At 42.0% G+C, this 23858-nt stretch carries 19 protein-coding genes and 1 pseudogene; 15 read left to right on the top strand and 5 right to left on the bottom strand.

Going from position 1 to position 23858, the window contains the following annotated elements:
- Window positions 1–35: 35 nt before the first annotated feature.
- The 3 genes from NSTC731_RS24100 to NSTC731_RS24090 are packed head-to-tail and all read left to right on the top strand — an operon-like array spanning window position 36 to window position 1671.
- The gene (locus tag NSTC731_RS24100; protein WP_445627129.1) at window positions 36–1133 is read left to right on the top strand and encodes a Gfo/Idh/MocA family protein; all 1098 of its coding nucleotides are present in this window, start codon (window positions 36–38) and stop codon (window positions 1131–1133) included.
- 7 nt (window positions 1134–1140) lie between these two features.
- Entirely contained in the window at window positions 1141–1386 is a 246-nt protein-coding gene (locus tag NSTC731_RS24095) for an HNH endonuclease (protein WP_445627128.1), read from the top strand.
- A 39-nt stretch (window positions 1387–1425) separates the two neighbouring features.
- Complete coding sequence (locus tag NSTC731_RS24090) at window positions 1426–1671, top strand: hypothetical protein (RefSeq protein WP_445627127.1); 246 nt, start codon at window positions 1426–1428, stop codon at window positions 1669–1671.
- A 364-nt stretch (window positions 1672–2035) separates the two neighbouring features.
- Here NSTC731_RS24090 and NSTC731_RS24085 read toward each other — a convergent pair whose 3' ends face one another.
- Window positions 2036–4777, bottom strand: coding sequence for a DUF3536 domain-containing protein (locus NSTC731_RS24085; protein ID WP_445627126.1), 2742 nt, complete (start codon window positions 4775–4777; stop codon window positions 2036–2038).
- A gap of 530 nt (window positions 4778–5307) precedes the next feature.
- On the opposite strand from NSTC731_RS24085, the gene cax reads away from it, so the two are divergent.
- The 3 genes from cax to NSTC731_RS24070 all read left to right on the top strand — a co-directional run bounded on the left by cax (window position 5308) and on the right by NSTC731_RS24070 (window position 9066).
- Window positions 5308–6399: a calcium/proton exchanger gene (cax, locus tag NSTC731_RS24080; RefSeq protein ID WP_445627125.1), complete on the top strand. Its 1092-nt coding sequence runs from the start codon at window positions 5308–5310 to the stop codon at window positions 6397–6399.
- A 325-nt stretch (window positions 6400–6724) separates the two neighbouring features.
- Window positions 6725–7897 (top strand): protein kinase domain-containing protein, encoded by a 1173-nt coding sequence (locus NSTC731_RS24075; RefSeq protein WP_445627124.1) that lies wholly within the window; start codon window positions 6725–6727, stop codon window positions 7895–7897.
- Complete coding sequence (locus NSTC731_RS24070; RefSeq protein WP_445627123.1) at window positions 7894–9066, top strand: DarT ssDNA thymidine ADP-ribosyltransferase family protein; 1173 nt, start codon at window positions 7894–7896, stop codon at window positions 9064–9066. Before NSTC731_RS24075 ends, NSTC731_RS24070 begins: the two co-directional genes overlap by 4 nt.
- Before the next feature lie 247 nt (window positions 9067–9313).
- Here NSTC731_RS24070 and gndA read toward each other — a convergent pair whose 3' ends face one another.
- The gene (gene gndA, locus NSTC731_RS24065; protein WP_445627122.1) at window positions 9314–10744 is read right to left on the bottom strand and encodes an NADP-dependent phosphogluconate dehydrogenase; all 1431 of its coding nucleotides are present in this window, start codon (window positions 10742–10744) and stop codon (window positions 9314–9316) included.
- A gap of 216 nt (window positions 10745–10960) precedes the next feature.
- Here gndA and NSTC731_RS24060 point away from each other — a divergent pair, with 216 nt between their 5' ends.
- Entirely contained in the window at window positions 10961–11695 is a 735-nt protein-coding gene (locus NSTC731_RS24060) for a Ycf66 family protein (protein WP_445627121.1), read from the top strand.
- A 53-nt stretch (window positions 11696–11748) separates the two neighbouring features.
- On the opposite strand, the gene NSTC731_RS24055 is transcribed toward NSTC731_RS24060, so the two are convergent.
- Together NSTC731_RS24055 and NSTC731_RS24050 are read right to left on the bottom strand one after the other, a co-directional pair.
- Window positions 11749–12168, bottom strand: a complete 420-nt coding sequence (locus NSTC731_RS24055) for a hypothetical protein (RefSeq protein WP_445627120.1) — start codon at window positions 12166–12168, stop codon at window positions 11749–11751.
- A complete protein-coding gene (locus tag NSTC731_RS24050) occupies window positions 12161–12379 on the bottom strand; it encodes a hypothetical protein (protein WP_445627119.1) in 219 nt (72 codons plus the stop codon). Before NSTC731_RS24050 ends, NSTC731_RS24055 begins: the two co-directional genes overlap by 8 nt.
- Window positions 12380–12676: 297 nt before the next feature.
- Between NSTC731_RS24050 and NSTC731_RS24045 the strand changes: the two genes are divergently transcribed.
- The 3 genes and pseudogenes from NSTC731_RS24045 to NSTC731_RS24035 all read left to right on the top strand — a co-directional run.
- Window positions 12677–13657, top strand: coding sequence for a TIR domain-containing protein (locus tag NSTC731_RS24045; protein ID WP_445627118.1), 981 nt, complete (start codon window positions 12677–12679; stop codon window positions 13655–13657).
- 19 nt (window positions 13658–13676) lie between these two features.
- The gene (locus NSTC731_RS24040) at window positions 13677–13808 is read left to right on the top strand and encodes a hypothetical protein (RefSeq protein ID WP_445632159.1); all 132 of its coding nucleotides are present in this window, start codon (window positions 13677–13679) and stop codon (window positions 13806–13808) included.
- An 89-nt stretch (window positions 13809–13897) separates the two neighbouring features.
- Window positions 13898–13990 (top strand): annotated as a pseudogene (locus tag NSTC731_RS24035) (diversity-generating retroelement protein Avd); the annotation flags it as partial.
- Window positions 13991–14003: 13 nt separating this feature from the next.
- On the opposite strand, the gene NSTC731_RS24030 reads toward NSTC731_RS24035, so the two are convergent.
- Window positions 14004–15029, bottom strand: coding sequence for a GGDEF domain-containing protein (locus NSTC731_RS24030; protein WP_445627117.1), 1026 nt, complete (start codon window positions 15027–15029; stop codon window positions 14004–14006).
- A gap of 1395 nt (window positions 15030–16424) precedes the next feature.
- Between NSTC731_RS24030 and alaS the strand changes: the two genes are divergently transcribed.
- The 5 genes from alaS (at window position 16425) to NSTC731_RS24005 (ending at window position 23522) form a co-directional block, all read left to right on the top strand.
- Window positions 16425–19067, top strand: a complete 2643-nt coding sequence (gene alaS / locus NSTC731_RS24025) for an alanine--tRNA ligase (RefSeq protein WP_445627116.1) — start codon at window positions 16425–16427, stop codon at window positions 19065–19067.
- A gap of 552 nt (window positions 19068–19619) precedes the next feature.
- Complete coding sequence (trpB, locus tag NSTC731_RS24020) at window positions 19620–20855, top strand: tryptophan synthase subunit beta (protein ID WP_445627115.1); 1236 nt, start codon at window positions 19620–19622, stop codon at window positions 20853–20855.
- Between the two features lie 31 nt (window positions 20856–20886).
- Window positions 20887–22044: a class I SAM-dependent methyltransferase gene (locus NSTC731_RS24015; RefSeq protein WP_445627114.1), complete on the top strand. Its 1158-nt coding sequence runs from the start codon at window positions 20887–20889 to the stop codon at window positions 22042–22044.
- 228 nt (window positions 22045–22272) lie between these two features.
- On the top strand, window positions 22273–22554 hold the full coding sequence (locus tag NSTC731_RS24010) for a hypothetical protein (protein ID WP_445627113.1): 282 nt from the start codon (window positions 22273–22275) through the stop codon (window positions 22552–22554).
- 437 nt (window positions 22555–22991) lie between these two features.
- Complete coding sequence (locus NSTC731_RS24005; RefSeq protein ID WP_445627112.1) at window positions 22992–23522, top strand: CAP domain-containing protein; 531 nt, start codon at window positions 22992–22994, stop codon at window positions 23520–23522.
- Window positions 23523–23858: the final 336 nt, after the last annotated feature.

Below are 23858 nucleotides of genomic sequence, written 5' to 3'. Positions count from 1 at the left end.
ACAATAAGTTGCATAAATATGAGGATAAAAATTAGATGATTGGAGTTGCGATCGCCGGCACTGGATTTGGTCAAAAAGTCCATATACCCGGATTCCAAGCACATTCTCGCACTGAGATAGTTGCTGTTTATCACCGTGATATAAATAAAGCCAAAGCCATAGCAGAATCCCATAATATTCGTCATGCTTCCGACTCACTTGCAGATATTGTGGCATTACCAGAAGTGCAAGCCGTCAGCATTTCGACACCGCCTTTTTTGCATTATGAAATGGCAAAAACTGTACTGCAAGCTGGCAAACATTTATTATTAGAAAAACCGACAACTTTAAATGCATTTGAAGCGAAAGAACTTTATCAATTAGCTAAAGCTAAAAGCGTGATTGCAACCGTAGATTTTGAATTTCGCTTTGTACCAGCATGGCAATTGTTTGCAGAATTATTGTCAGAAAACTATGTGGGTGAGTTACGCCTAATTAAAATTGATTGGTTAGGTTCTTCTCGTGCTGATGTTTCACGCCCTTGGAATTGGTATTCTGAGAAAGAGAAAGGAGGTGGTGCATTGGGATCTTTGGGTTCTCACGCCTTCGATTATATTCACTGGTTATTTGGGCCAGTGCGTAGATTAAACGCTCATTTAACTACTGCTATTCCTACACGAGTTGACCCGATTAGCGGGAAATCTAAAGCTGTGAATACAGATGACAATTGTATATTAACGCTGGAATTAGCCAATGGTACACCTTGCCAACTTTCTATCAGTGCAGTTGTTCATGCAGCAAGAACTCATTGGATAGAAGTATATGGCGATCGCGGTACATTAATCGTAGGTAGTGAAAATCAAAAAGATTATATACATGGTTTTCGTGTTTGGGGTTCCCAACCAGGTAAATCTTTAACAGAAATAGAAATACCGAATCGGTTAATTTTTTCCAAAAATTATGCTGATGGACGGATTTCGGCATTTATCCGCGTAGTAGATCGATGGGTGCAAGGAATCGATCGCAATCAGGAAATTACACCATCACTACGTGAAGGAATTTATTCTCAGCTGTTGATGGATTTATCTCATGAATCGCATCAAAAAGCAAGTTGGGTAGACGTACCCAGTTTGGAAGGATTTCTTAGTAACTAGAAAACAGATGAGCAAAACTCCCCGCATTCGTATCCCACCGGAAGTAAAAAAATATGTTTTTCAACGCGACCAATATCAATGCCGAAGCTGCGGTAAAACTAATGTAGAAGCTAATCTCAGTATTGACCATATTATTCCCCTGGCTCGTGGGGGTCAAAATGATATTAGTAATCTTCAAACTCTCTGTTTTAACTGCAATCAGCAGAAAACAGACAATATTGATCTCCGCTTCCGGCGACATTTTCAGCTTTAGGTTACGATGGTATGAGCTATTAGTTTCTCTCTCATTTCTATGCCTCAAAATCAAAATAGCAATTCCCGAAGATTTCCCAACATTAAAACTACAATTCTTTACCTCTTCGCTATCATAGCTATTTTTGTAGTAGCCTTTCCCTGGCTATATGAGATTAAAACAAAAGCTGGGATCGACATATCACCTGGACGCCATGCAGGAACATTTTTTGAAAAACATACACGCGGACTCTTCAAGTGTGAGTGGCTTTATCCCTACCATTGCGATCGCTCTCGCATTAGGTAAAGGAAGTTACAACGGAATTCTGAAGTATAGCAGGAGACAGGGAACAGGTGACAGAGGACAGGGTTGAAAGTCTCTTGGTGTCTAGGTTCTATATTCAGTTTATCTCCTAATCTACCTGGCGACCGCTATAAAACAGACTTTATTACCTGAAAAACCCAAGATTTTACCCCACCCTAACCCTCCCCTTATAAAGGGGAGCCACTGCGTTGGGCGGCTTCGCCGACTTGAAGCATGTGGCGTGAGGGAACTAGATTTATTTCTTATTTCCCCCCTTTATAAGGGGGGATTAAGGGGGGTAAAACGTATGTGGGACAAGCACTTTAGCTTAAATTGAGACTAATGCACCACTGTAGTGTCCCTACATCTATTTCAACTGATTTGAGATCGAGCTAACATCAACGGCTAACTTTTTGCCCAACTTGAGTAACTGAAGGCACTGATTATCTGCTTCATTTCCAACGCTATTAATGCACATCGGTGCTATCTGACTTTGCAGACAACTAAAATAGAGTTCCTGCGATCGCTGTAGGGAAATATGAATATTTAGTTGATCCCCGACATCAATCAATCGTTCCAACAGTTGGATATCTGCATTAAAGGTATCATTGGCATCGTGCAACAGTTGCCAGAGCGATCGCGCAATTAACTGCTCTAACATTTGCTTCCCGTCGGGAATATTCAGCCGACAACGCAAATGTTTTGCTTCAGTAGCGATCGCCTCCAATTCTAAGATGTGATTGCAACTCTTTTGGGGATCGGCAATCTCTTGCTCAAGCGATCGCAATGTCATCAGACAGCGATGTCCTAAAGCAATATCTGCCGCCACCTGCAATTCTTGCGGTACTGCAATTTCATCACGATGAAACGCCATCAGCACACCGTAATTATCACGGTAGGCTTGAGTATATAACTGTCCTAAACGTGCCAGTGTTTCCTGACTCAACAGCCCCATAATCCGGTGGCGTTCTTCAGCAAATAGATTTTGCAAGTTAAAAGCTTCTTTCCCAAATAGCTGTGTCATCGCCAATATCGTATGAGCCGCACTAGCTTGTTTTAGCGCCCCAAACAGCTTTTCTTTTAATTTGCTGTAGTCACGCCGCCCAGTAAATTGTTGAATGCCACAGTGGAAATCCCAGCCTCCCAAATGTAGGACTGCAAATACCAAATGCTCACTTTCCCAAGTAATCTCTGATACCAGCTTTAAATTTCCCACAGCCAGAGTTAGCGATCCCATACGTTGCAGTTGGTAATCTAGCTCATTGGCAGCATAGCAATAAACCCGCTTTTGGTAACGCTGAGACTGTTTGTCAGCAGCATCTTTTCTCGGTAGAGAATTGTGCGTTTCTGCTGGTTTCTGATTGGTAAACAGGGAAGTAATGGCGTAATGGGCTGCAACTTGCTTAAAGCCAAGTTGGGCAGTTAACACTAATTGCCGATAAATTTCTGCACCGTGTTTGAACTGATCCACATTACTGGGGGCTAAACCTAGATGTTTGACGAAGCCTTTTTCCAGCTGCACGCCGGCCACTTCCCCTGCCAATTCCAAAGCACGGGCGGCATAGCGCAGAATTTGTGTCCCTTCTGGACGGGAAATTTCTTCAAAAAACCAGCCACAACTAGTGAACATCAACAAAGCGTGACGCTGCATTTCTAACAAGCGCAAAGCGTCTACTTGTTCGGCTGCGGTTAGTTTGTGGGTTTGATGACGGGCGAGAAAACGGTTGACATTGGTAGCAGAGCGATCGCGTATTACTTGGATATATTCATCTCGCGCTAGCCAGGGATCGCGAAATAACTGTCTACCATGTTCTGTATACACTTCAGTTAGCCGATCCCGCAGCCAATTTAGGGCATCCCGCAGTGGACGACGCCATTTCTGATGCCAAACTGAGCCTTCCCCACCGCAACCACAGTCATCCTCCCATCTGCCGACACCGTGGGCGCAACTCCAGGCTGTGACTGACTTTAATTCCACTTCCCAACTGGGAGAATTTAAGCTCAGGTAGTGGGCGAAGTTTGTCACCGTCCAACTTTGTTGAGGAAACTCTTTGGTAAAGGCGTAGGCTAAAGTTTTCTCTGTTCCCTTTTTGTGATGTCCGAAGGTTTCCCCATCTGTCGCCACAGAAATTAGCTGTGCCAGACGATGATCCCCACGCACTGCCGAACCGATACGTCCGGTAAAGTGACTGGAATTATAAACGACATCACTAAAACCCATATCCCGCGATATCGGCCCATCGTAGAAGAAGATATCAATGTAGGGTAATTCTTCTGTACTAGCATCCTTGGGGCTAGTGGCGATCGCCTCCGGCGGGGCGTAGCCCAACGCACTTAAAGGTGAAGATGAAGTGTCTAATGTGGGCTTCAAATAACAACGATAGGGACGGGTGGAATCAATCTGACTACCGCCGACTTCGATCCATTCAGGATGGGGACGATCTGGAGTCGGCAGGGGACGGCAACGCAGTGCTTGAGATGGTGCCAGGACAATGAAGCGAATACCCTCAGCCACAAGAGCTTCTAGGGTGGCGTAGTCTACAGCAGTTTCTGCTAGCCACATCCCTTCGGGATCGCGGCCAAAGCGGGAGCGGAAGTCTTCTTTACCCCAGCGAATTTGGGTATATTTGTCACGCTCGTTCGCCAGAGGCATGATGATGTGATTGTATACTTGCGCGATCGCATTACCGTGACCATGCAAGCGTTGGCTACTCTTGGCATCCGCCTCTAAAATCCGCTGATAAACTTCCACATCGTAGCGTTCTAGCCACGACATCAGCGTTGGGCCAATATTAAAACTGAAATACTCGTAATTATTGACGATCCCCACCACTTCACCTTGCTCATTTAAGACTCTGGCAAAGGCGTTTGGACGATAGCATTCCCAATGAATCCGCTCATTCCAATCATGGAAAGGTGCAGCGCTCGGTTGGCGTTCAATTGCGTCCAGATAAGGGTTTTCCCTTGGTGGCTGGTAAAAATGACCATGCACCGTCACATAAACACCATTAGCTTTTCTCAGGGGATCGGTTTCTTTGGTGTTATTGGGATCTGAATGTAATGTTAACGTTGAGCCAGAGCTAGCTGGCATTTCAGCAGCAGAAGTCATGTATATTTATCCAAAACAAAAAACTTGCATTTGCACCGAAAACATTGTGCATAAACTTTTCTCCAATAGTTTGAACACAAAATCCGGTATAAACAACAACTATGAAATCCAACTAAATTTTTGACAAAGCGGTTTCATTGTAGTGGGAAATCTGCGTTATCGCACAGCCCTTTCCTGAAGGCTTAAAATAATTAGCCATTGAACAAAGCCTCAGTTAGGGGTTTTCTCTTTTTCAGCGCCAATCAAAAATTTAATTGTCTTTTAATATATTAAACCCCATTTTTGATGTAATACTTTGGCTCAAATTCATACTTTTGCAACAAAAGATTACGAAAACTTATTATATCGCAATTTTGCTTTACACAACATCCACAGCGGTGAACGGAAAACAGTACAATCTCTGAATTGTTCTACAGGCGGTTGAGAGTATCCTATGGGAGTGCTGAGTGAAAGTAATTGTTAATTCAACACTCCAAATTTAAAACTTAGGATTGCTCGCTGTGAATGATACCCTCAACTTAAGACAACAAATGTCAACCAAAAACATTATTCTTTTCGCTTTACTACTGTTCATCCCGGTTTCTGTAGCAGCCCACTTTCTGGAGTGGGGAGAATTAATAGTTTTCATTACAGCTGGATTAGCCATTCTGCCCTTAGCAGCTTGGATGGGTACAGCTACAGAAGAAATTGCTGTCGTAGTTGGGCCATCATTGGGGGGCTTGTTAAACGCCACCTTTGGCAACGCTACAGAATTAATCATTGCCCTAGTAGCGTTGAACGCTGGGTTAGTAGATGTAGTCAAAGCTAGTATCACGGGATCGATTATTAGCAACTTACTACTAGTGATGGGTTTTTCCATGCTTTTGGGAGGACTGCGCTACAAAGAACAGACATTTCAGCCAATTGTGGCGCGGGTAAATGCTGCCTCGATGAATTTGGCAGTGATTGCCATTTTGATGCCAACAGCAATGAACTATACCTCTCAAGGAATTAACGAACAAACATTGCAAAATCTTTCTATTGCTGTTGCCCTAGTATTAATCTTGGTTTACGCCCTAACGCTGCTATTTTCGATGAAAACCCACTCCTATTTGTATGATGTGGGTGTAGCGGAGACAGAAGAAGAAAAAACTCCTCACGCGAAACCAAATATGATTTTGTGGGTTGGCGTGTTGCTAGTATGTACCTTGCTAGTGGCAATTGAGTCAGAAATGCTAGTAGATTCTCTGGAAGTGGCCACATCTCAGATAGGTTTGACGGCGCTGTTTACAGGGGTGATATTGGTTCCCATCGTCGGTAACGCAGCTGAACATGCCACAGCAGTCACCGTGGCGATGAAAGATAAGATGGATCTTTCCCTTTCGGTAGCTGTGGGATCAAGTATGCAGATTGCCTTATTTGTTGCACCCGTGTTAGTTATAGCAGGGCGGGTATTGGGGCAACCAATGGATTTGGATTTCAAACCCTTTGAATTAGTCGCTGTAGTTGTGTCAGTGTTGATTGCCAACAGTATTAGTTCCGATGGTAAGTCCAATTGGTTGGAAGGCACTTTGTTATTAGCTGCTTATACAGTGTTGGGGTTCGCCTTCTACTTTCATCCAGTTATGGAAGGTATGGGGTAGTACCGCAAGGCAAAAGTCAGAAAGAGGAAAAGGGGCAGTTCTTGCTGGGAGCAGGGGGAAACCCTATAAATAAATTTACTTTCTCTGTACCTTTTTATTTCTGCTAAAAAGTTCATAGTAAGGAATTTAGTGCTTATCCTTTCCTTATCCTTATCTTCTAAGCACGCTTTGTGCTTAGTACAAACCCTCAAAACGAGCTTATTGTACTAGTTAGTAGTGCGACGCCAAATAGCCCGTCGTAGAGATCGCTCATATTTTAACGGATTCGCAAAAGTCTCCACCCTTAACGCCAGTAAAATAAAGAGATATAAGAGCGATCGCCTATATGAGCTACTGCCTTAACCCTCATTGTCCTAAGCCTGAAAATCCCAATCATGTCAATTTTTGCGTGACTTGCGGTACCAAGTTACTCCTCAAAGAACGTTACCGTGCTATCAAACCAATCGGACAAGGTGGTTTTGGTAAAACCTTCTTAGCTGTGGATGAAGATAAACCCTCAAAACCACGCTGCGTAATTAAGCAATTTTATCCCCAATCCCAAGGCACTAACACTCTGGCCAAAGCCGTAGAGTTATTTAATCATGAAGCGGTGCAGTTAGATGAATTGGGTAAACATCCCCAAATTCCCGAACTACTGGCATATTTTACCCAAGAAGCTCGGCAGTATCTTGTACAAGAATTTATCGACGGGCAAAACTTAGCCCAGGAGTTAGCACATAGAGGTGCTTTTAGTGAAATAGAAATCTGGCAATTACTAAATGATTTATTACCAGTTCTGCAATTTTGTCATGCCAGACACGTAATTCACCGCGATATCAAGCCAGAAAATATTATTTTACGCGAGAGCGATGCCTACGGCAAGGGCGAAGCCCAACGCAAACTAGTACTAGTAGATTTTGGTGCTGCTAAATCTGCCACTGGCGCTGCCTTAAATCAAACTGGTACTAGTATTGGTAGTCCAGAATATGTTGCTCCTGAACAAATGAGAGGTAAAGCTATTTTCGCCAGTGATATTTACAGTTTGGGGGCTACTTGTATTAATTTATTAACAGTGCGATCGCCCTTCGATTCTTATGATACTAACAACGATACTTGGGTATGGCAGCAATACTTAAAAACTCCTGTTAGTAATCAGTTGAGTCGCATTCTCAACAAAATGTTAGAAAGTATTCCAATTCGGCGTTATCAAACAGTAGATGAAGTTCTCAAAGATTTAAATCAATACTCGCCAGCAGCATCCAAGCCAGCGATTCCACCAAAACCGATTTCTCAATCACCACCAAATTCTTCACCTGCTTTTGTATCGAAATCTCCTAGTCAAATTGAGAAAGAATTAGAGGAAATGAAAACCCAATTTATGGGTGGTAATAAACCTCAACCAAATAAAATACAGCCACAAAATCCTACATCTCAGCCTACTAGTAAAAGTAAAATAGATGAAGAATTAGAAGAATTAAAAGCTAAATATCTTGGAAAGAATAATACGCCAAATCAATGATAAAACCAAATATCAAAAGTCTCTATTACATCACACATATTGAAAATTTGCCCTCAATACTTCAAAGAGGTATTTTATCCCACAAAGCAGTTGAGGAGTTAGGTGTTTCATATACACCAATCTATGATAGTGGGATTGTTAGCAAGCGTAAAGATAAGTCTACACCTGGAAGGAGTAGTTTGTGGGAGTACGCTAACTTATACTTTCAGCCACGTAACCCAATGATGTATCGAGTGGTTCATGAAAAGGACAAAAGAGATATTGCTGTTGTTGGAGTCAAACCGGATGTATTTGGAGCAGCAGGAGGACTAATTACAGATGGAAATGCTGCCAATGATCCAACTCAATTTTTTGCTATTAAGGAAGGAATAGAAATACTTCAGAAACAATGGAAAATTATTCAAAATGAGTGGTGGAATGAGCTAGATGGTTCCAAACGAAAGATAATGGCTGAGTACCTGGTTCCTGAGCAAATCAGCCCAGAACTTGTTCATTCAGTTTTTGTAGCAGACTATAAGGCTAAAGAGCGAGTCGAAACAATTATAGGTTCAGCTAGAATACCTATTGTTCCTGAACCAAATATGTTTTTCCAACCTATATCTGCTGCCCGTATCGGGACTAATATTTCCTTGATTGATGGGGATATGTTTTTTTCAAATATGCAAACCTTGACGATTAGTGTTAACCTTCAAGGCATAATGGGCAAAGGATTAGCGTCACGAGCAAAATATCAGTTTCCTGACGTATATGTAGTTTATCAAGATGCTTGCCGAAATCAACAGCTGACTGCCACAAAACCCTATCTTTATAAACGGGAAGCTTCTTTAGACCAAGAACTAGCCGATCTTAGTCTTCCGCTTGTGTCCTCCAATGCTGTAAAGTGGTTCTTGTTGTTTGCTACGAAAAGACAATGGCGAGAAAACTCTCGTTTAGAAGATATTGAAGGTGGCTTAGAATGGGTTAGAAACAATTGTCATGAAATTGGTATTCAGTCTTTGGCAATGCCAGCTTTGGGTTGTGGTTTAGGCAATTTAAATTGGTCTGAAGTAGGGCCACTAATGTGTCGATATTTGCATAATATAGGAATTCCGGTTGCGATTTATCTTCCACGGGAACACCAAATTGATTCCAAATATTTAACTAATGCTTACTTGCTAAATCGCTCTTGATTCGCACATTGTCTTAATCGCCTAATTACTGTCCGTCGGCTCATTTTTGACATCCACTCGAATTTCATAAAACCTATATTTCATAAGGTTTTTAACTTTTATAGAGACTTTCTAATCTCCATTTTTATTCACCTCTTATAGTTCAAATAGACTACTAAATGTCTTTGATAGTTTTCACAAAAAAGTGACTCTAATATCTAGAGTCACCTGCAAATAAAATAAATTGAGACTTTAGAGGTACAAAACCTTACTTCTTAGCTTCAGCAATAGGTACCCATTCAGTGTGGAAAGTTCCAGGCTTATCAAGACGCAGGTAGGTATGTGCGCCGAAGTAGTCGCGTTGTGCTTGAGTTAGATTTTGGGGCAAGCGATCGCGGCGATAGCTGTCAAAATAATCCAAGGATGCGCTAAATGCCGGTACTGGAATTCCCAGTGTTGCAGCTGTCGCAATCACTTCCCGCCAAGCAGTCTGTCTGTCGAGAATTGTTTGCTTAAATTCGGGAGCTAACAGCAAGTTAGGCAAAGCTGGATTTTCGCTAAAAGCCTTTTTAATCTTATTCAAAAAGCGAGCGCGAATAATACAACCACCTTTCCAAATCCGCGCCATCTCGCCCAGATCCAAATTCCAGTTATATGTTTTTGAAGCTGTGGATAGCAACGCCATCCCTTGAGCATAAGAACAGATTTTTGAGCAATAGAGAGCATCGCGTACTTTATTGATAAAGTCCTTGGTTTGCCCGTCATACTTGCCACTGGGGCCTGTGAGGACTTTAGATGCTGCAACCCGCTCCTCTTTAATCGAAGATATAATCCGGGCATTAACTGCTGCTGTAATTGTAGGAATAGCAACTCCTAATTCCAATGCAGTTTGTACAGTCCAGCGTCCAGTTCCCTTTTGACCTGCTGCGTCAACAATCAAATCCACCAGGGGTTTTTTTGTTTCTGGGTCAATATATGGGAAGATATTCTTCGTAATCTCAATCAAAAATGAATCGAGTTCATCGGTGGTGTTCCATTCAGCAAACACCTCATGTAGCTGATTATGGTCTAATCCAGCGACATTTTTCAGCAAATCGTAGGCTTCAGCAATTAACTGCATATCGCCATACTCAATGCCGTTGTGTACCATTTTGACATAGTGGCCAGAACCACCAGGGCCAATATAGGTTACACAGGGGCCATCATCGACTTGGGCAGCAATTTTGTTGAAAATTGGCGATAGATACTCGTAAGAGCTTGTTGTACCTCCAGGCATCAGTGAAGGCCCATTTAGCGCTCCTTCTTCACCGCCACTGACACCCATACCAAGATACCGAAGCCCAGCGGGTTCTAATTCCTGAGTGCGGCGTTCCGTATCTTCAAACCAAGAGTTACCACCGTCGATAATGATATCGCCTTCCTCTAACAAGGGTTTGAGTTGAGCAATCACCGCATCTACTGGCTTACCAGCTTGCACCATTACTAGAATTTTGCGGGGACGTTCCAATAAGGCAACGAATTCTTCCAAAGTAAATGCGGCTTTGACGTTCCGTCCTGTAGCACGCTGCGCCATAAACGCATCCGTTTTTTCTCGGGAGCGGTTGTAAACTGCAATTGGGAAGCCATTGCGCTCTACGTTTAGAGCGATGTTCTCACCCATAACGGCTAATCCAATCACACCAAAGCTTTGTAGTGTCATAAAAAATTTCTGGCTAACTCTTGCAGATCCTTTTACTTTAAGGGTAGTCCGATATTTTCCCTTCTCCCCTAAAGAAGACCTTAAGACTTCATATAAACCACAAAAATCCACAACTAACATGGATAATTAATTTTAAATTGTATCTAAATCAACAATTGACTGGCAAAATTTGCAAAATTGAAATAATCAAAGGACGCAGTAAGGAGTAACCAAATAATGCTGGCATTTGTCCTAGCTTTGGTAGTGGGTCTTGGTAGTTTAGCCATTTACATAGCAGCTTTCTTTTTCCCAGAAATCCACCGCAAGAATGACTTTATCTGGAGTGGTGTAGGGCTGTTCTACGCTTTAGTCTTATGGGTGTTTGCACCACGCATTACTGGAGGTTTGTTGCTCGGTCATGTGGCTAGTGTGGCTCTTTTGGTCTGGTTTGGCTGGCAAACTCTATCATTACGTCGGCAATTGACTCCACAGGCACAACAAACCCAAGTACCCAGTGCTGAGACAGTAAAAACTGGCATTCAAGAACAGGTGAATAAGTTGTCTCTTCAGGAACGGCTGGGACAGTTGCAAAAAGGTCTGGGTAGTACCTTCAGTGGCGCGAAAGACAAGGTGCAACAGACTGTGAGTAAAAAAACACCCACAACCCCCAAACCTGAAGATATTACCTCTGTATTGTCAGAGAAACCTGCTATTGAGATTATCGACAAAACTATTGTCATACCAGAACCACCAGCAGAGGAGATTACTACCGACACCGAAGCAAAAACCGAGAGTGTACCGGAAGCGATTCCTCCACATCCCCCATCTCCTGAATTGGTGGAAGCAGCACAACCAGATTTTGAAATTGAGGATAAGCAACCGATTTCTGTAGAAGAAATTGCTCCAGATGCGGTACTCGCTCCCCCAGCAGAAACGCCACCTGAGCAAATACCGCCTAATCAAGGTAGTTAAATTCTGTCAAACCCAACGTTAACCTAATATAATGTTGGGTTTCACTATTTCCATCAGGTTATTTTAGAGCTAATTTCAAACGCTAATTCAGAACGATAGAAGCACACATCGAACGCTAAAAAGAAATTCATGTGTCCTAAAATCAATGGGGCGTTTCTATCTCTTGTCCAAGCAAAAGCTAACTCTACTGTCGGAAATTGTTCTACATTCGCCATCAACACCAATGCCCTCGCCTCAAACCTAGCCAGATTACCACCCAATGGAACGGAGAGTCTTTGACGTTCCCAAACTGCTCCCAGCCTTAACCCGATTTCGTAGGGCAATACGTTGACAGTAGAGCCAGTATCTAGCAAGCCTGATACACTTACTGAACGATTTTCATAAGTAAGAATTAGCGGTAGATAAGGCAGCGTACTTAATGCACCGAGTTCTGGATTTACCTCAGTAAATGCAAATGTAACTTTATCAACCATGTGTTGCTGCCTTTTCTTCTGCTAATGCCTTTGCTAAAACAGCAGCAGCTTCAAAAGAATCATATAAGCCAAGACTAGCTACTTTGTCCTGAGCATCCAATGGAACTAAACTTGATTCCTTCAACAATTCGGCTGCCAGGAAATGCATTAGTAAGAGTTTATCAGTGTGGGATAATTCTTTAACTAGCGGTATGAGTTCGGTAAGAAGCATAAGTTAAGGCTTTAATGAATTTAGATAAATTCTAAAGCATAGTTTTAAAAGAGAATTGAAGCACTAGAGTTGCAAGATTGGAGTCAAGCTTGACGTGTTTTGATTGCAATAAAAGTTACCCTGTCGATTTGATGCAGCGATCGCAGTAGCATCAGAATGGAATAGCGATCGCAATTTCATATTTTTGGGTTAAGACGATGAATTGCACTGGCGATCGGGGTTAGTTTATCAAGGAAATCACGCAAAAATACTATAATTTGTAAGAAGCGTAATTTATACTACTCCTAAAGACGCAAAATGGCAGATGTTTCGTTAGAACCACTCAAGGTGTTTTGTTCCTACTCTCACAACGACGAACCTTTAAAGGATGAACTGGCTAAACACCTGACCATGTTGGAACGGCAAGGTATTATTTCAACTTGGCACGATCGCAAGATACCACCGGGAAGAGAATGGGATGAGGAGATTAATGAAAATTTAAATATAGCCGATATCATTTTATTATTAGTCAGTTCAGACTTTATATATTCTAAATACTGCTGGGATGTTGAAGTTACCAAAGCGATACAACGCCACGAAGCTGGAGAGGCTTGTGTCATTCCAATTATTCTGCGAAACGTTTCTTGGCAAGATGCACCATTTGCTAAACTACAAGCTCTGCCCAAAAATACCCAACCTATTAAGTCTTGGAGTAATCAAGATGATGCATTCGCAAATGTAGCTCAGGGAATTAAGTTTGCGGCTGAACAATTAATTAAGGAACGTCAACAACAACGGTTAACCAGGGAAGCCGCAATAGTTGAGTATCGCCAAAAGGCTAAAGAATTTGCGTCTGATGGCGAGATTTCTCTTGTGGAATCTGATATATTAAAAGACTTACAAGAAAAATTAAAATTAACAGATCAAGAAGCGAGTGCAGTTCGAGAAAAAGTATTAGAACCTTACGGTATATATAAGAAAAATCTAGACAAATACAAGCAATACTTGACGAGTTTTGTAAATGAACAAGGATATCCATTGGCTGAAAAAGCTGAAGCTGAATTAGAAAAATTTCAAAAATATTATCTGCTTAAAGATGAAGATGTAGTTCGCCTAAAACAAGAACAAGAAATAGAGTATCAAAAACTACAAGCAGAATATGAGCGTCAGCAAGAACAAGAAACAGCCGAAAATCAAAGACGGCAGGCAGAGTTAAAAAAAGAACGAGAAAGGGAATCATCTTCTCCTTCTCCAGGTATTCAAACTCGCGCCAAAAGATGGAAGCGCTTGGTTAGGTGATAATGATAATCAAAATCATCTGCTGCGTGGTGGTTCGTGGGTCAACTCCCCCCCCAGTTATTGCCGCTCGGCGCTTCGCTTCTATCGCGCACGTGACGAGAGGCACGGCTACGCGGGTTTTCGGGTTGTGGTGGTTGGGGGCAGGAATTAGTAGCCCTTTAGCACTCTGCTCTTTATTTCTTTACCCTTCTTAATGTCTCGCGCTCTGCGCGATCATTTTTTTGAGAAAATTTTGTCTGGATGAATGATTTACCTATCATACAGAAAACATACGATTTAATCAAGTGGTATGTGCCAATTTTAAACCACCTTCCCAGAGATCATAAATTGTCCGCCTCATCCAATTTCACGAAGAAACAACTTTCAAATGTGAGCCATGATGAGATAGGTAGCTGGAGTTAATCACCCGATTACGCCCAGAAGTTTTAGCCTGTAACAAACATTGATCGGCACGATGCAGCAGACTCTCTCCTTTTTCATCATCCTCAGCTTGCAGAGAGGCTGTACCCAAACTAATGGTGACATTAATTGTCAGTTTATTGTTGAGTGCAAATGGTTCGTCGCTGACTACGCGATTGAGACGACGGGCTACTAATAGTGCTTCGTCATCGGTAGTGTTAGCTAGAAGAATTACAAATTCTTCGCCACCATAGCGGAATGCTGTATCTTGGCAGCGCAAATTGTGGCGCAAACGCTGACATAATATTTGCAAGATGCGATCGCCTATTAAATGCCCATGAGTATCGTTAACTTTCTTAAAATGATCTACATCCAGAATAATCAAACTCAGGGAAGTTTTTTGAGTCCTGGCTCTTTGAATTTGCCTTGGTAAGTCCCATTCTAAAGCACGACGATTATTTAATTCTGTCAAGGAATCGGCTAAGGCGATCGCAGATAACATATCATTTGTCCGAATCAAATCTCGGTATTTTTGTGCTTTCCGCAAACCAACTGTCAATTGAGCAAGTATTAGTCCATGATTGGCAGTCAACTCTGCCAAGCTATAGTCTGTTTTTTCTTCAATAAGATGCCAAATATATGCATCGGCTCCTTGCTTTAGTGCCGCAGCACTCATTTCCAATTCCCTATGCCAACCTTTATTTCGATCGGTAAGCTGCTGGGAACGATCCTCGAAAAGAATACAATATATCCACGATAGTTTTGTTTGATCTTTCAACCAACCGCAGAGTTCCATACTACTATCCAGACTAGCCTGCACCAGAATTATATCGGGGGGTGTTGTTTTAATCTGCGACACTGCTCGATCAAAATTGTCTATAACTTCTACACTAAAAGCAGTCGCATAACGGATCTGATCTGGAAGTGTGGCGATAAAATTATTTTTTCCAAAGATCAGAATAGAAATATTCATTGCTTTATTTTTTATCCTATTTAAATTTTAAATTAAATAAATTCACTTGGGTAACTACTGCTCTTGTCGTCTAATACTAAATATTATGTTCTAGGCTCAATTATATTTGTTGCATCTTGTTTTTTGAGCATAGATTAGATAGTAAACTTCCAAGCTTAATCTGATTTTAAGATTTTATGTTTACTACTACGTTTCGGAAATATTCATTTCTAATAACTAATGTCTTCTTTACAGTTTATTTTTAAAACAGTGAAAACACTGAATATTATTTAAATGCATAAAAACTATTTTTGTCGTTTCTTAAGTACTATTCACATGATGAAACTACCGAAATTAATACTTTTTTAATAACCATTGCGTTAGGTAAAGAAATTTATTCTTCAGTAGAAAAATAAAATGCAAAGCTTTTTGAATTGAATTATCAAATCCGAAATTTTATTATGCAATTCAAAATATTATTTTCCATAAAACTTTTAGCCTTCTTATTTATAAGCTAGGCTTAGATCGCATATTAAGAAAGTGTTTAAAATATATAAAATATACACAGCAAAACTACCTACTGCTATGTACAGCAACTTTTTGGGGCTTACCTCCCATCTAAATAAAGACAGAACTTGCTGGGTAAAAATTTATAAATTAAGTAAATTTAAACCAAAATAAACAAGGCGTTATCAGAAGAAAGAAAATATTTATACCGACATTTTATCTAGATTTGCCTATTTACTTAATTCACGTCTTTTGTATTTGCTGTAACATCATAAATTTAGAAAATATAGCTAAATAAAAAAATTATGTCAAAACGTGCCACTAATTTGGGGAAGTTATTTCTATTTTGCCTTTCTACAGGCAGAAAATATAAAAAAATTTTGTTAGCGTCGCTTGAGATATTAAAGTCTAAACTTCTTCTGTGAAAAGCTGAAATCCGATCGATCGCCTTCTCCAGCGTAACCAGCAACAACAATTACCTGTTTGATTGACTCCTCAGAAGCTTCGGACTCCACCATGACAGTTTTTGCGTTAATCTTAACATCCACTTTGCTTCAGGTTATATAACCTAGTAATTATTTTTGCACATCCCTCAAAAGCAATATTTGATACTTTCAGTTGTAGTGCCATTTGCTACCTCAGTATGGGAATTTTAAACTATTTCTTAATGATTAATTTTAAGCATCGAAATGCGGTGCTTACTACGGGCTACGCCTATGCACATCCTGTCAAAGTCAGATAGTAGCTTAATAGCATCCTAGTAACTGCATATATTTCACCCAATGGCAGAATTAGCTGGCAGTAATATAAAACAAAATGCAAGAATATATAAAGCTATTTATGAAAATACACCTACCTAGTGCCGCTACGCGTAAGTCGAAAGTCTAAAGTCTAAAGTTAAAAACACCTATGTCTTCAAATCCCCAGTACCTAAGCGGTAACGAAATTCGCAACATATTTCTCGACTTCTTTGCTCAACGGGAACACCAAATTCTCCCAAGTGCCTCCCTCGTGCCAGAAGATCCAACTGTACTGCTGACGATCGCGGGGATGCTACCATTTAAGCCAATATTCTTGGGGCAGCGCACACCAGAATTTAAACGGGCTACGACTTCGCAAAAGTGTATCCGCACCAACGACATTGAGAATGTTGGACGCACCAAACGGCATCACACCTTTTTTGAAATGCTGGGTAATTTTAGCTTTGGTGATTATTTTAAAGAACAAGCGATCGCTTGGGGTTGGGAAATTTCCACGCAAGTCTTTGGCTTTTCCCCCCAAAATCTCGTCGTCAGCGTTTTTGAAGATGATGATGAAGCTTTTGGAATTTGGCGCGATCAAATCGGTGTGCCGATAGCGAGAATTAAACGTTTGGGCGAAGATGATAACTTTTGGGTATCCGGGCCGACTGGGCCTTGTGGCCCTTGTTCCGAAATTTATTATGACTTCCACCCAGAACGCGGTGACGAAAATATAGATTTAGAAGACGATTCCCGGTTCATCGAGTTTTACAACCTCGTCTTCATGCAATATAACCGGGATGCGTCAGGCAATTTAACGCCACTGCAAAACAAGAATATTGACACCGGTATGGGTTTGGATAGAATGGCGCAAATTCTCCAAAAAGTGCCGAATAACTACGAAACTGACCTGATTTTTCCAATTATCCAAACAGCAGGGCAAATTGCTGGTGTTGATTACCACAAAAGTGATGAAAAAACCAAAACTTCCCTAAAAGTCATTGGCGATCATATTCGGGCTGTTATCCACATGATTGCTGATGAAATTCGCGCTTCCAATGTCGGACGCGGTTATGTACTGCGGCGATTAATTCGGCGGGTGGTGCGTCATGGGCGATTAATTGGGATTTCTGGCGAATTTACTACCCAAGTTGCTGAAACTGCGATCGCTCTTTCGGAATCAGCTTACCCTAATGTGCGCCAACGAGAAGCAGCAATTAAAGCTGAGTTGCAGCGAGAAGAATCCAATTTCCTCAGAACTCTGGATAGAGGTGAAAAACTGCTAGAAGAAATCATTCAAGAGGTGAAACAGCGAGGGGAAACTCAAATTAGCGGTGACAGTGCATTTACTCTTTACGATACCCACGGTTTTCCCTTTGAACTTACTCAAGAAATTGCTGAGGAAAATAATCTGACAGTTGATGTTGATGGATTCCAGAAAGCAATGGAAATCCAACAACAAGGAGGTAGAGGCGCACATGAAACCATCGATTTAACTGTCCAAGGTTCCCTTGACAAATTAGCAGAACACGTTCAAGTCACCGAGTTTTTAGGCTATACCCAATCGACGGCAACGGCAAAAGTCGAAGCAATTTTGGTAGAAGGTGTTTCCCAAGAAGAAGCAGAAGCAGGGACACAGGTGCAAATTGTCCTTGACAAAACGCCATTTTATGGTGAATCTGGGGGACAAATCGGCGATCGCGGTTATATCTCCGGTGATGGTATCGTAGTTCGGGTAGAAGACGTGAAGAAAGAATCTGATTTCTTTGTTCACTTCGGACGTATTGAACGCGGTACACTGCGCGTAGGCGATCGCGTCAGCGCTCAAATCGATCCGGCTTGTCGCCGTCGCGCCCAAGCTAACCATACCGCAACGCACCTATTGCAAGCAGCATTGAAGAAAATTGTTGATGAGGGCATATCTCAAGCTGGTTCTCTGGTTTCATTCGATCGGTTGCGCTTCGACTTCAACTGTCCCCGCGCGTTGACAGCAGAGGAAGTTCAACAAGTTGAAGAACAGGTGAACACTTGGATTGCTGAAGCTCATGCTGCGAAAGTGGAAGTATTACCAATAGCCGAGGCGAAAGCTAGGGGTGCTGTTGCCATGTTTGGAGAAAAATACGGTGAGGAAGTGCGCGTGATTGACTTTCCTAGCGTATCAATGGAACTATGCGGTGGGACTCACGTAAGTAATACTGCTGAAATCGGCGTTTTCAAGATTATCTCGGAAGCTGGCGTGGCTTCTGGGGTGCGGCGGATTGAAGCCGTTTCGGGGCCAGCAATCCTAGATTATTTGAATCTGCGGGATAAAGTAGTTAAAGATTTGAGCGATCGCTTTAAAGTGAAACCCGAAGAATTACCAGACAGAATCACAAGTCTGCAAAGCGAACTGAGAAATAGCCAAAAAGAATTAGAAACCTTAAAGGTACAGTTAGCGATCGCTAAATCTGACAGCTTGCTACAAACAGCCCAAACCGTAGGCGATTCTAAAATTATTGTCGCCCAATTAGAAGATGTCGATCCAGAATCATTGAAAACCGCAGCCGAACGTTTATTACAAAAAATTGGTAACGGTGCAGTGGTACTGGGTTCTGTTCCAGAAGTTGGGAAAGTGAGTATAGTTGCAGCTTTTAGTTCAGAAGTGAACAAAAAAGGTTTGCAAGCTGGTAAATTTGTGGGTGCGATCGCTAAAATTTGCGGCGGCGGCGGTGGTGGAAGACCAAACCTAGCCCAAGCCGGCGGACGCGATGCAAGTAAATTACCAGATGCATTGGCACAAGCGAAAAGTGATTTAAAGTCCGCATTAGGTTAATAAGCTGCTAACGCGAAACCTAATCTCCAAGCTCCATTTTCTATAGAACTTAGGCACACGCACTCAGGGGCAATTCATGAATTGCCCCTACTTAAAAATCAGGGTTTCAACTATGAGTTTGCATAAGTCCTGTTTTCTCTTCAAGGCAGATATAGGAATCCAGTTTGATTCGGAGAATTTACTTGCGTGTGCAGGAAACAGGGAACAGGGAATAGGAAAGAAGGGATAGATCCGTACTGAGTCTTGTTCAAAAATCAAATAGGAGTTTTATATATTGTTATTTATTATTCCCCTGTGCCCCCCTGCCCCTCTGCTTTCAAGGGCAGGCTTTTAGGCTTTCGATAAATAGTTGAGAATGTTCTCAATTATTGAACGTAGTTTTAAGTTCTCAGACAATGGTTTTGGTTTTAAAATCCCAAAAATTTGTCTAATCAAAAAAACCTGCCCCAGAAAGCTGCCCCTCTGCCCCTCTGCCCCCTACTTCCTCCCCATTCCCCAGATATGCCTCAGACTTTTCTATAATTAAGTGATTCCCGTCATCAAAAACAGCCTGTGACTACCACTCCCTTATCTCCAAGTTCAACTGCTCAGGTTCCAGATACGTTAGGCCGCTTCGGACAGTTTGGCGGTAAGTATGTACCTGAAACGCTCATGCCTGCCCTAGCTGAACTAGAAACAGCTTATCAGCAATACCGCAATGACCCTGGTTTTCAAGCAGAACTACAGCAGTTGTTACGAGACTATGTAGGACGGGCGACACCATTGTATTTTGCTGAACGCTTGACTGCTCATTATGCTAGACCCGATCGCACCGGGCCACAAATTTACTTGAAACGTGAAGATTTAAATCATACTGGCGCTCACAAAATCAATAATGCTGTTGGTCAAGTATTGTTGGCGAAACGTATGGGTAAGCAACGGATTATTGCCGAAACGGGTGCTGGACAACATGGAGTGGCTACAGCTACAGTTTGCGCTCGTTTTGGGCTGGAATGCATAATTTACATGGGCGTTCATGACATGGAACGCCAAGCATTAAATGTGTTTAGAATGCGGCTGATGGGGGCAGAAGTGCGTCCGGTGGAGGCGGGAACCGGAACTTTGAAGGATGCTACTTCGGAAGCAATCCGCGATTGGGTGACAAATGTGGAAACAACTCACTACATCCTGGGTTCGGTAGCAGGGCCTCATCCTTACCCGATGATGGTACGTGATTTCCATGCAATCATCGGCGAAGAAACTCGCGCCCAAGCAATCGAAAAGTGGGGTGGATTGCCTGATATTCTCTTGGCTTGTGTGGGTGGTGGCTCCAACGCGATGGGACTATTTTATGAGTTTATTAAAGAATCTTCTATACGCTTAATTGGGGTTGAGGCAGCCGGCGAAGGTGTCAATACCGAAAAACACGCAGCAACCTTGACAAAAGGACGAGTTGGTGTATTGCATGGAGCCATGAGCTACCTACTGCAAGATGAAGATGGGCAAATCATTGAGGCACACTCAATTAGTGCGGGGTTAGATTATCCTGGTGTCGGCCCAGAACATAGTTATTTGAAAGATATTGGTCGCGCTGAATACTATAGTGTGACGGATGCAGAGGCTTTGGAGGCATTCCAGCGATTAGCGAAATTGGAAGGGATTATCCCGGCATTGGAAACAGCCCATGCGATCGCTTATCTCGAAACCCTCTGTCCTCAATTAACCGGCAGTCCTCGGATTGTAATTAACTGCTCTGGACGTGGTGACAAAGATGTACAAACGGTAGCCAAATTATTATATCCAGCGTAAATATAGCTCAAATTTTTGGGAGGAAGCAATCATGAATCGACAATTCCAACACCCAATGTTACCGCAGCCCACTCACGACGAGTTGGCACGCCAAAACTTTGTGCAAACTATGAAAATGCACATTTTCAAGAATGTCACTCCTGGTAATAAAGAAATTTATGAAAAATTAGCGAAGCCGAAGTTTGAACAAGAACATCAGCGCCCTCCCCAGAATCGTTATGAAATTCGGGAAGTAATGCAGCAAGAACCCTACTATCGCTGGACTAGTGCCCTGAAGCGCATCAACCAGGAAATGTTATGGGATGCTGTAAATGCCAACGTTGACAGACAACTGCCAGAGTTGATCGAGCGTGCCAAAGATAAAGGTGGTGAACTGGGTACTTTAACCCTCGACCCAAATTTTCAAATACCTGCTTATCAAAAGGCTGTAGACATTCACTGTATGCCCGGAGGATATCACGGTGAATTCACTGCTGATGATGTCGCGGCCGGTGCAACCTACGATCGCGGTGCTTACGTTTATGGACTAGGTTGGTTGGGGCCGCTCAACGATGATATGGGGCTATCTATAGTCCAAAACTACCTTTTAGCGGAGTTTCCCGACTTTCGACCGAGGAAAATCCTCGATATGGGATGTTCTATTGGCAATAGCACATTACCTTATGTCGATGGTTTCCCAGATGCAGAAGTCCATGCTATAGATATCGGCGCATCTATACTGCGTTATGCTCATGCAAGAGCCGAAGCCTTGGGAAAACGGGTACACTTCTCTCAGCAAAATGCCGAACATACTAACTTCCCTGATGAATCATTTGATTTAGTGGTTTCTCACATTTTGCTGCATGAAATCCCCCCGTCATCTGTGCGTAAAGTTATGCAAGAGTCTTATCGTCTACTGGCTCCTGGTGGCATGATGATTCATCTAGAAGCACCCCTTTATCGTCACATGGATGTTTATACACAGTTTATTTATGATTGGGAAACCGCTAACAACAACGAACCCTTCTGGAGTGCTGTACGCGATTTAGATTTAGTGCCACTAGTTACTGAGGCTGGTTTTGCAGCAGATAAGACATTCGAGAAATTTATCCCGAATGGGGCATGGAAAGCAAAAGAAACTAATGGCCTGGTTAAAAATGGTAACTCAGCCACCCAAGGCACTTGGTTTATGGTTGCTGCAACTAAGTAAGCAAAGAAAATTTTGTAATACTTCGGCTCCCTTCTCTACGAGAGGCTGCGCCCGAAGCGTAGCTATGCCGCAGGCTTTACGACTACGCTCAGGGCAAGTCGCTCAGTACAAGTTCGTAATGGGCTATGGCCTGCTACGCTAACGTGATTCGTAATTGAGAAAGTCAGATTTTATCTGGCTTTCCTCATTTTGTATGTCTAGTCATATTTTTGGAGAATTGGTATTAGGATGACAAAAATAGCCAAGGGTAAACGACCTGTTTACTTAGAAAATTCGCAAACTGATAAATTGTTAGCGATCGTCATGGCCTTGACTGGTGAGGTGTCCGTGCTGCATGAGCGACTAGACACCATCGAACGGTTGCTAGAGGTGAAAGGTATTTTATCGACTAGTGAAATTGAAGCTTACGAGCCGGATGTCCAAGTAGCTAAAGAACGGGAACAGTGGCGTGCAGAATATATTGCACGGGTGTTGCGTGTGATACAGGAAGAGGTAGAAACCTTGAAATAAAGCTAGTTGAAATCACGCAGAGATTTTGCTGAATAAATTCAGCCTATTTATATCCTACATTCCGTATTTTTCACTTTTACAATCGGTTTTTACTGCTTTTTATACGTAATAACGCTTGTGGAATATACTTAAAAGCAGTAAGATAACTGAATTTAAAAGATGAATAAGCATAATCTGGAACTAAGAAATTCAGAATAAATTCAGTAATTACACTATGTAATAACCTAAGTATGGAATGTGGGATAAAAATAATCAGACTAATGCTAGAAGTCAATTATTGAGCAAATAGTACTAATTTTGCGTCAAATCGTGCATTTAAACGTTTGCTAGTAGTTATTGAACAAAAAAGCCCACAAATAGAGCAATTTAGACCTATAAGCAAGTTGTCACATTGATATTCGTTGGTTACATTGTCTAAAACTTTACTGCCGCGACAAATGATCAAACAAATAGTTTTCAGCGTTGCTTTAGGCACTATTGCTCTCAGTAGTGGAGCGATCGCTACTTCTGTAACAAATCCAACTTGTACGCCTGTGCCTTCAAACGTATCGAATAATACTAATCAAATTGCAGCATATAGTACGGACACTGCTGCTCTAGAACAGTCGATTTTTAACCAAATCAATAACTACAGAGCTTCCCAAGGGCTACCAGCGCTGACTCGTAATTCTGCCATCGATAATCAAGTTAGGCTTCACAGTAAGAACATGGCTAATGGTACTGTTCCCTTTGGACATAATGGATTTTCAGAACGTCTTAATGCAACCGGTGTTGCTTACAGATCGGCTGCTGAAAATGTCGCTTATAACCAGGGATATGGCGATCCTGCCACAATAGCTGTTCAAGGCTGGCTCAAAAGTCCAGGGCATCTTGCTAATATCAGAGGTAATTACAATCTGACGGGGATTGGTGTTGCTAAAAACAGTCAAGGCGCAATCTACTTCACACAAATGTTCATTCGCTCATAAGTTTGACGCGATGTGCAACTTAATATTCGGATCTAACTTCCATTCCTCTTTCCTGCAAAGAGCTATCCATTACCCGGATCTTTTTCCAAATTTGCGAGAGTATTCACTTGCGTTTTTTATAACCCTGATTCGTTCGTCGTTAATTCTCAATAAAAACCTACTTTTAGCGAGAAGATTAAGCGCTAACTTGTCAAGTATGCCACACACTGAGCGTGTTTAAGATGCCTTACAAAACAAGCGTGTCAAGATTGTAAAGAAAGATGTGACTAATGGATAGCCTGCAAAAAGAGAGAGGCTTTGAATTCTACCTATTCCTTATTGTTAAGCAAAGAGATT

Source organism: Nostoc sp. DSM 114167, from assembly GCF_052692655.1.
The sequence above is the reverse complement of the archived record's forward strand: the minus strand, read 5'-3'. Positions and strand labels throughout refer to the sequence as shown.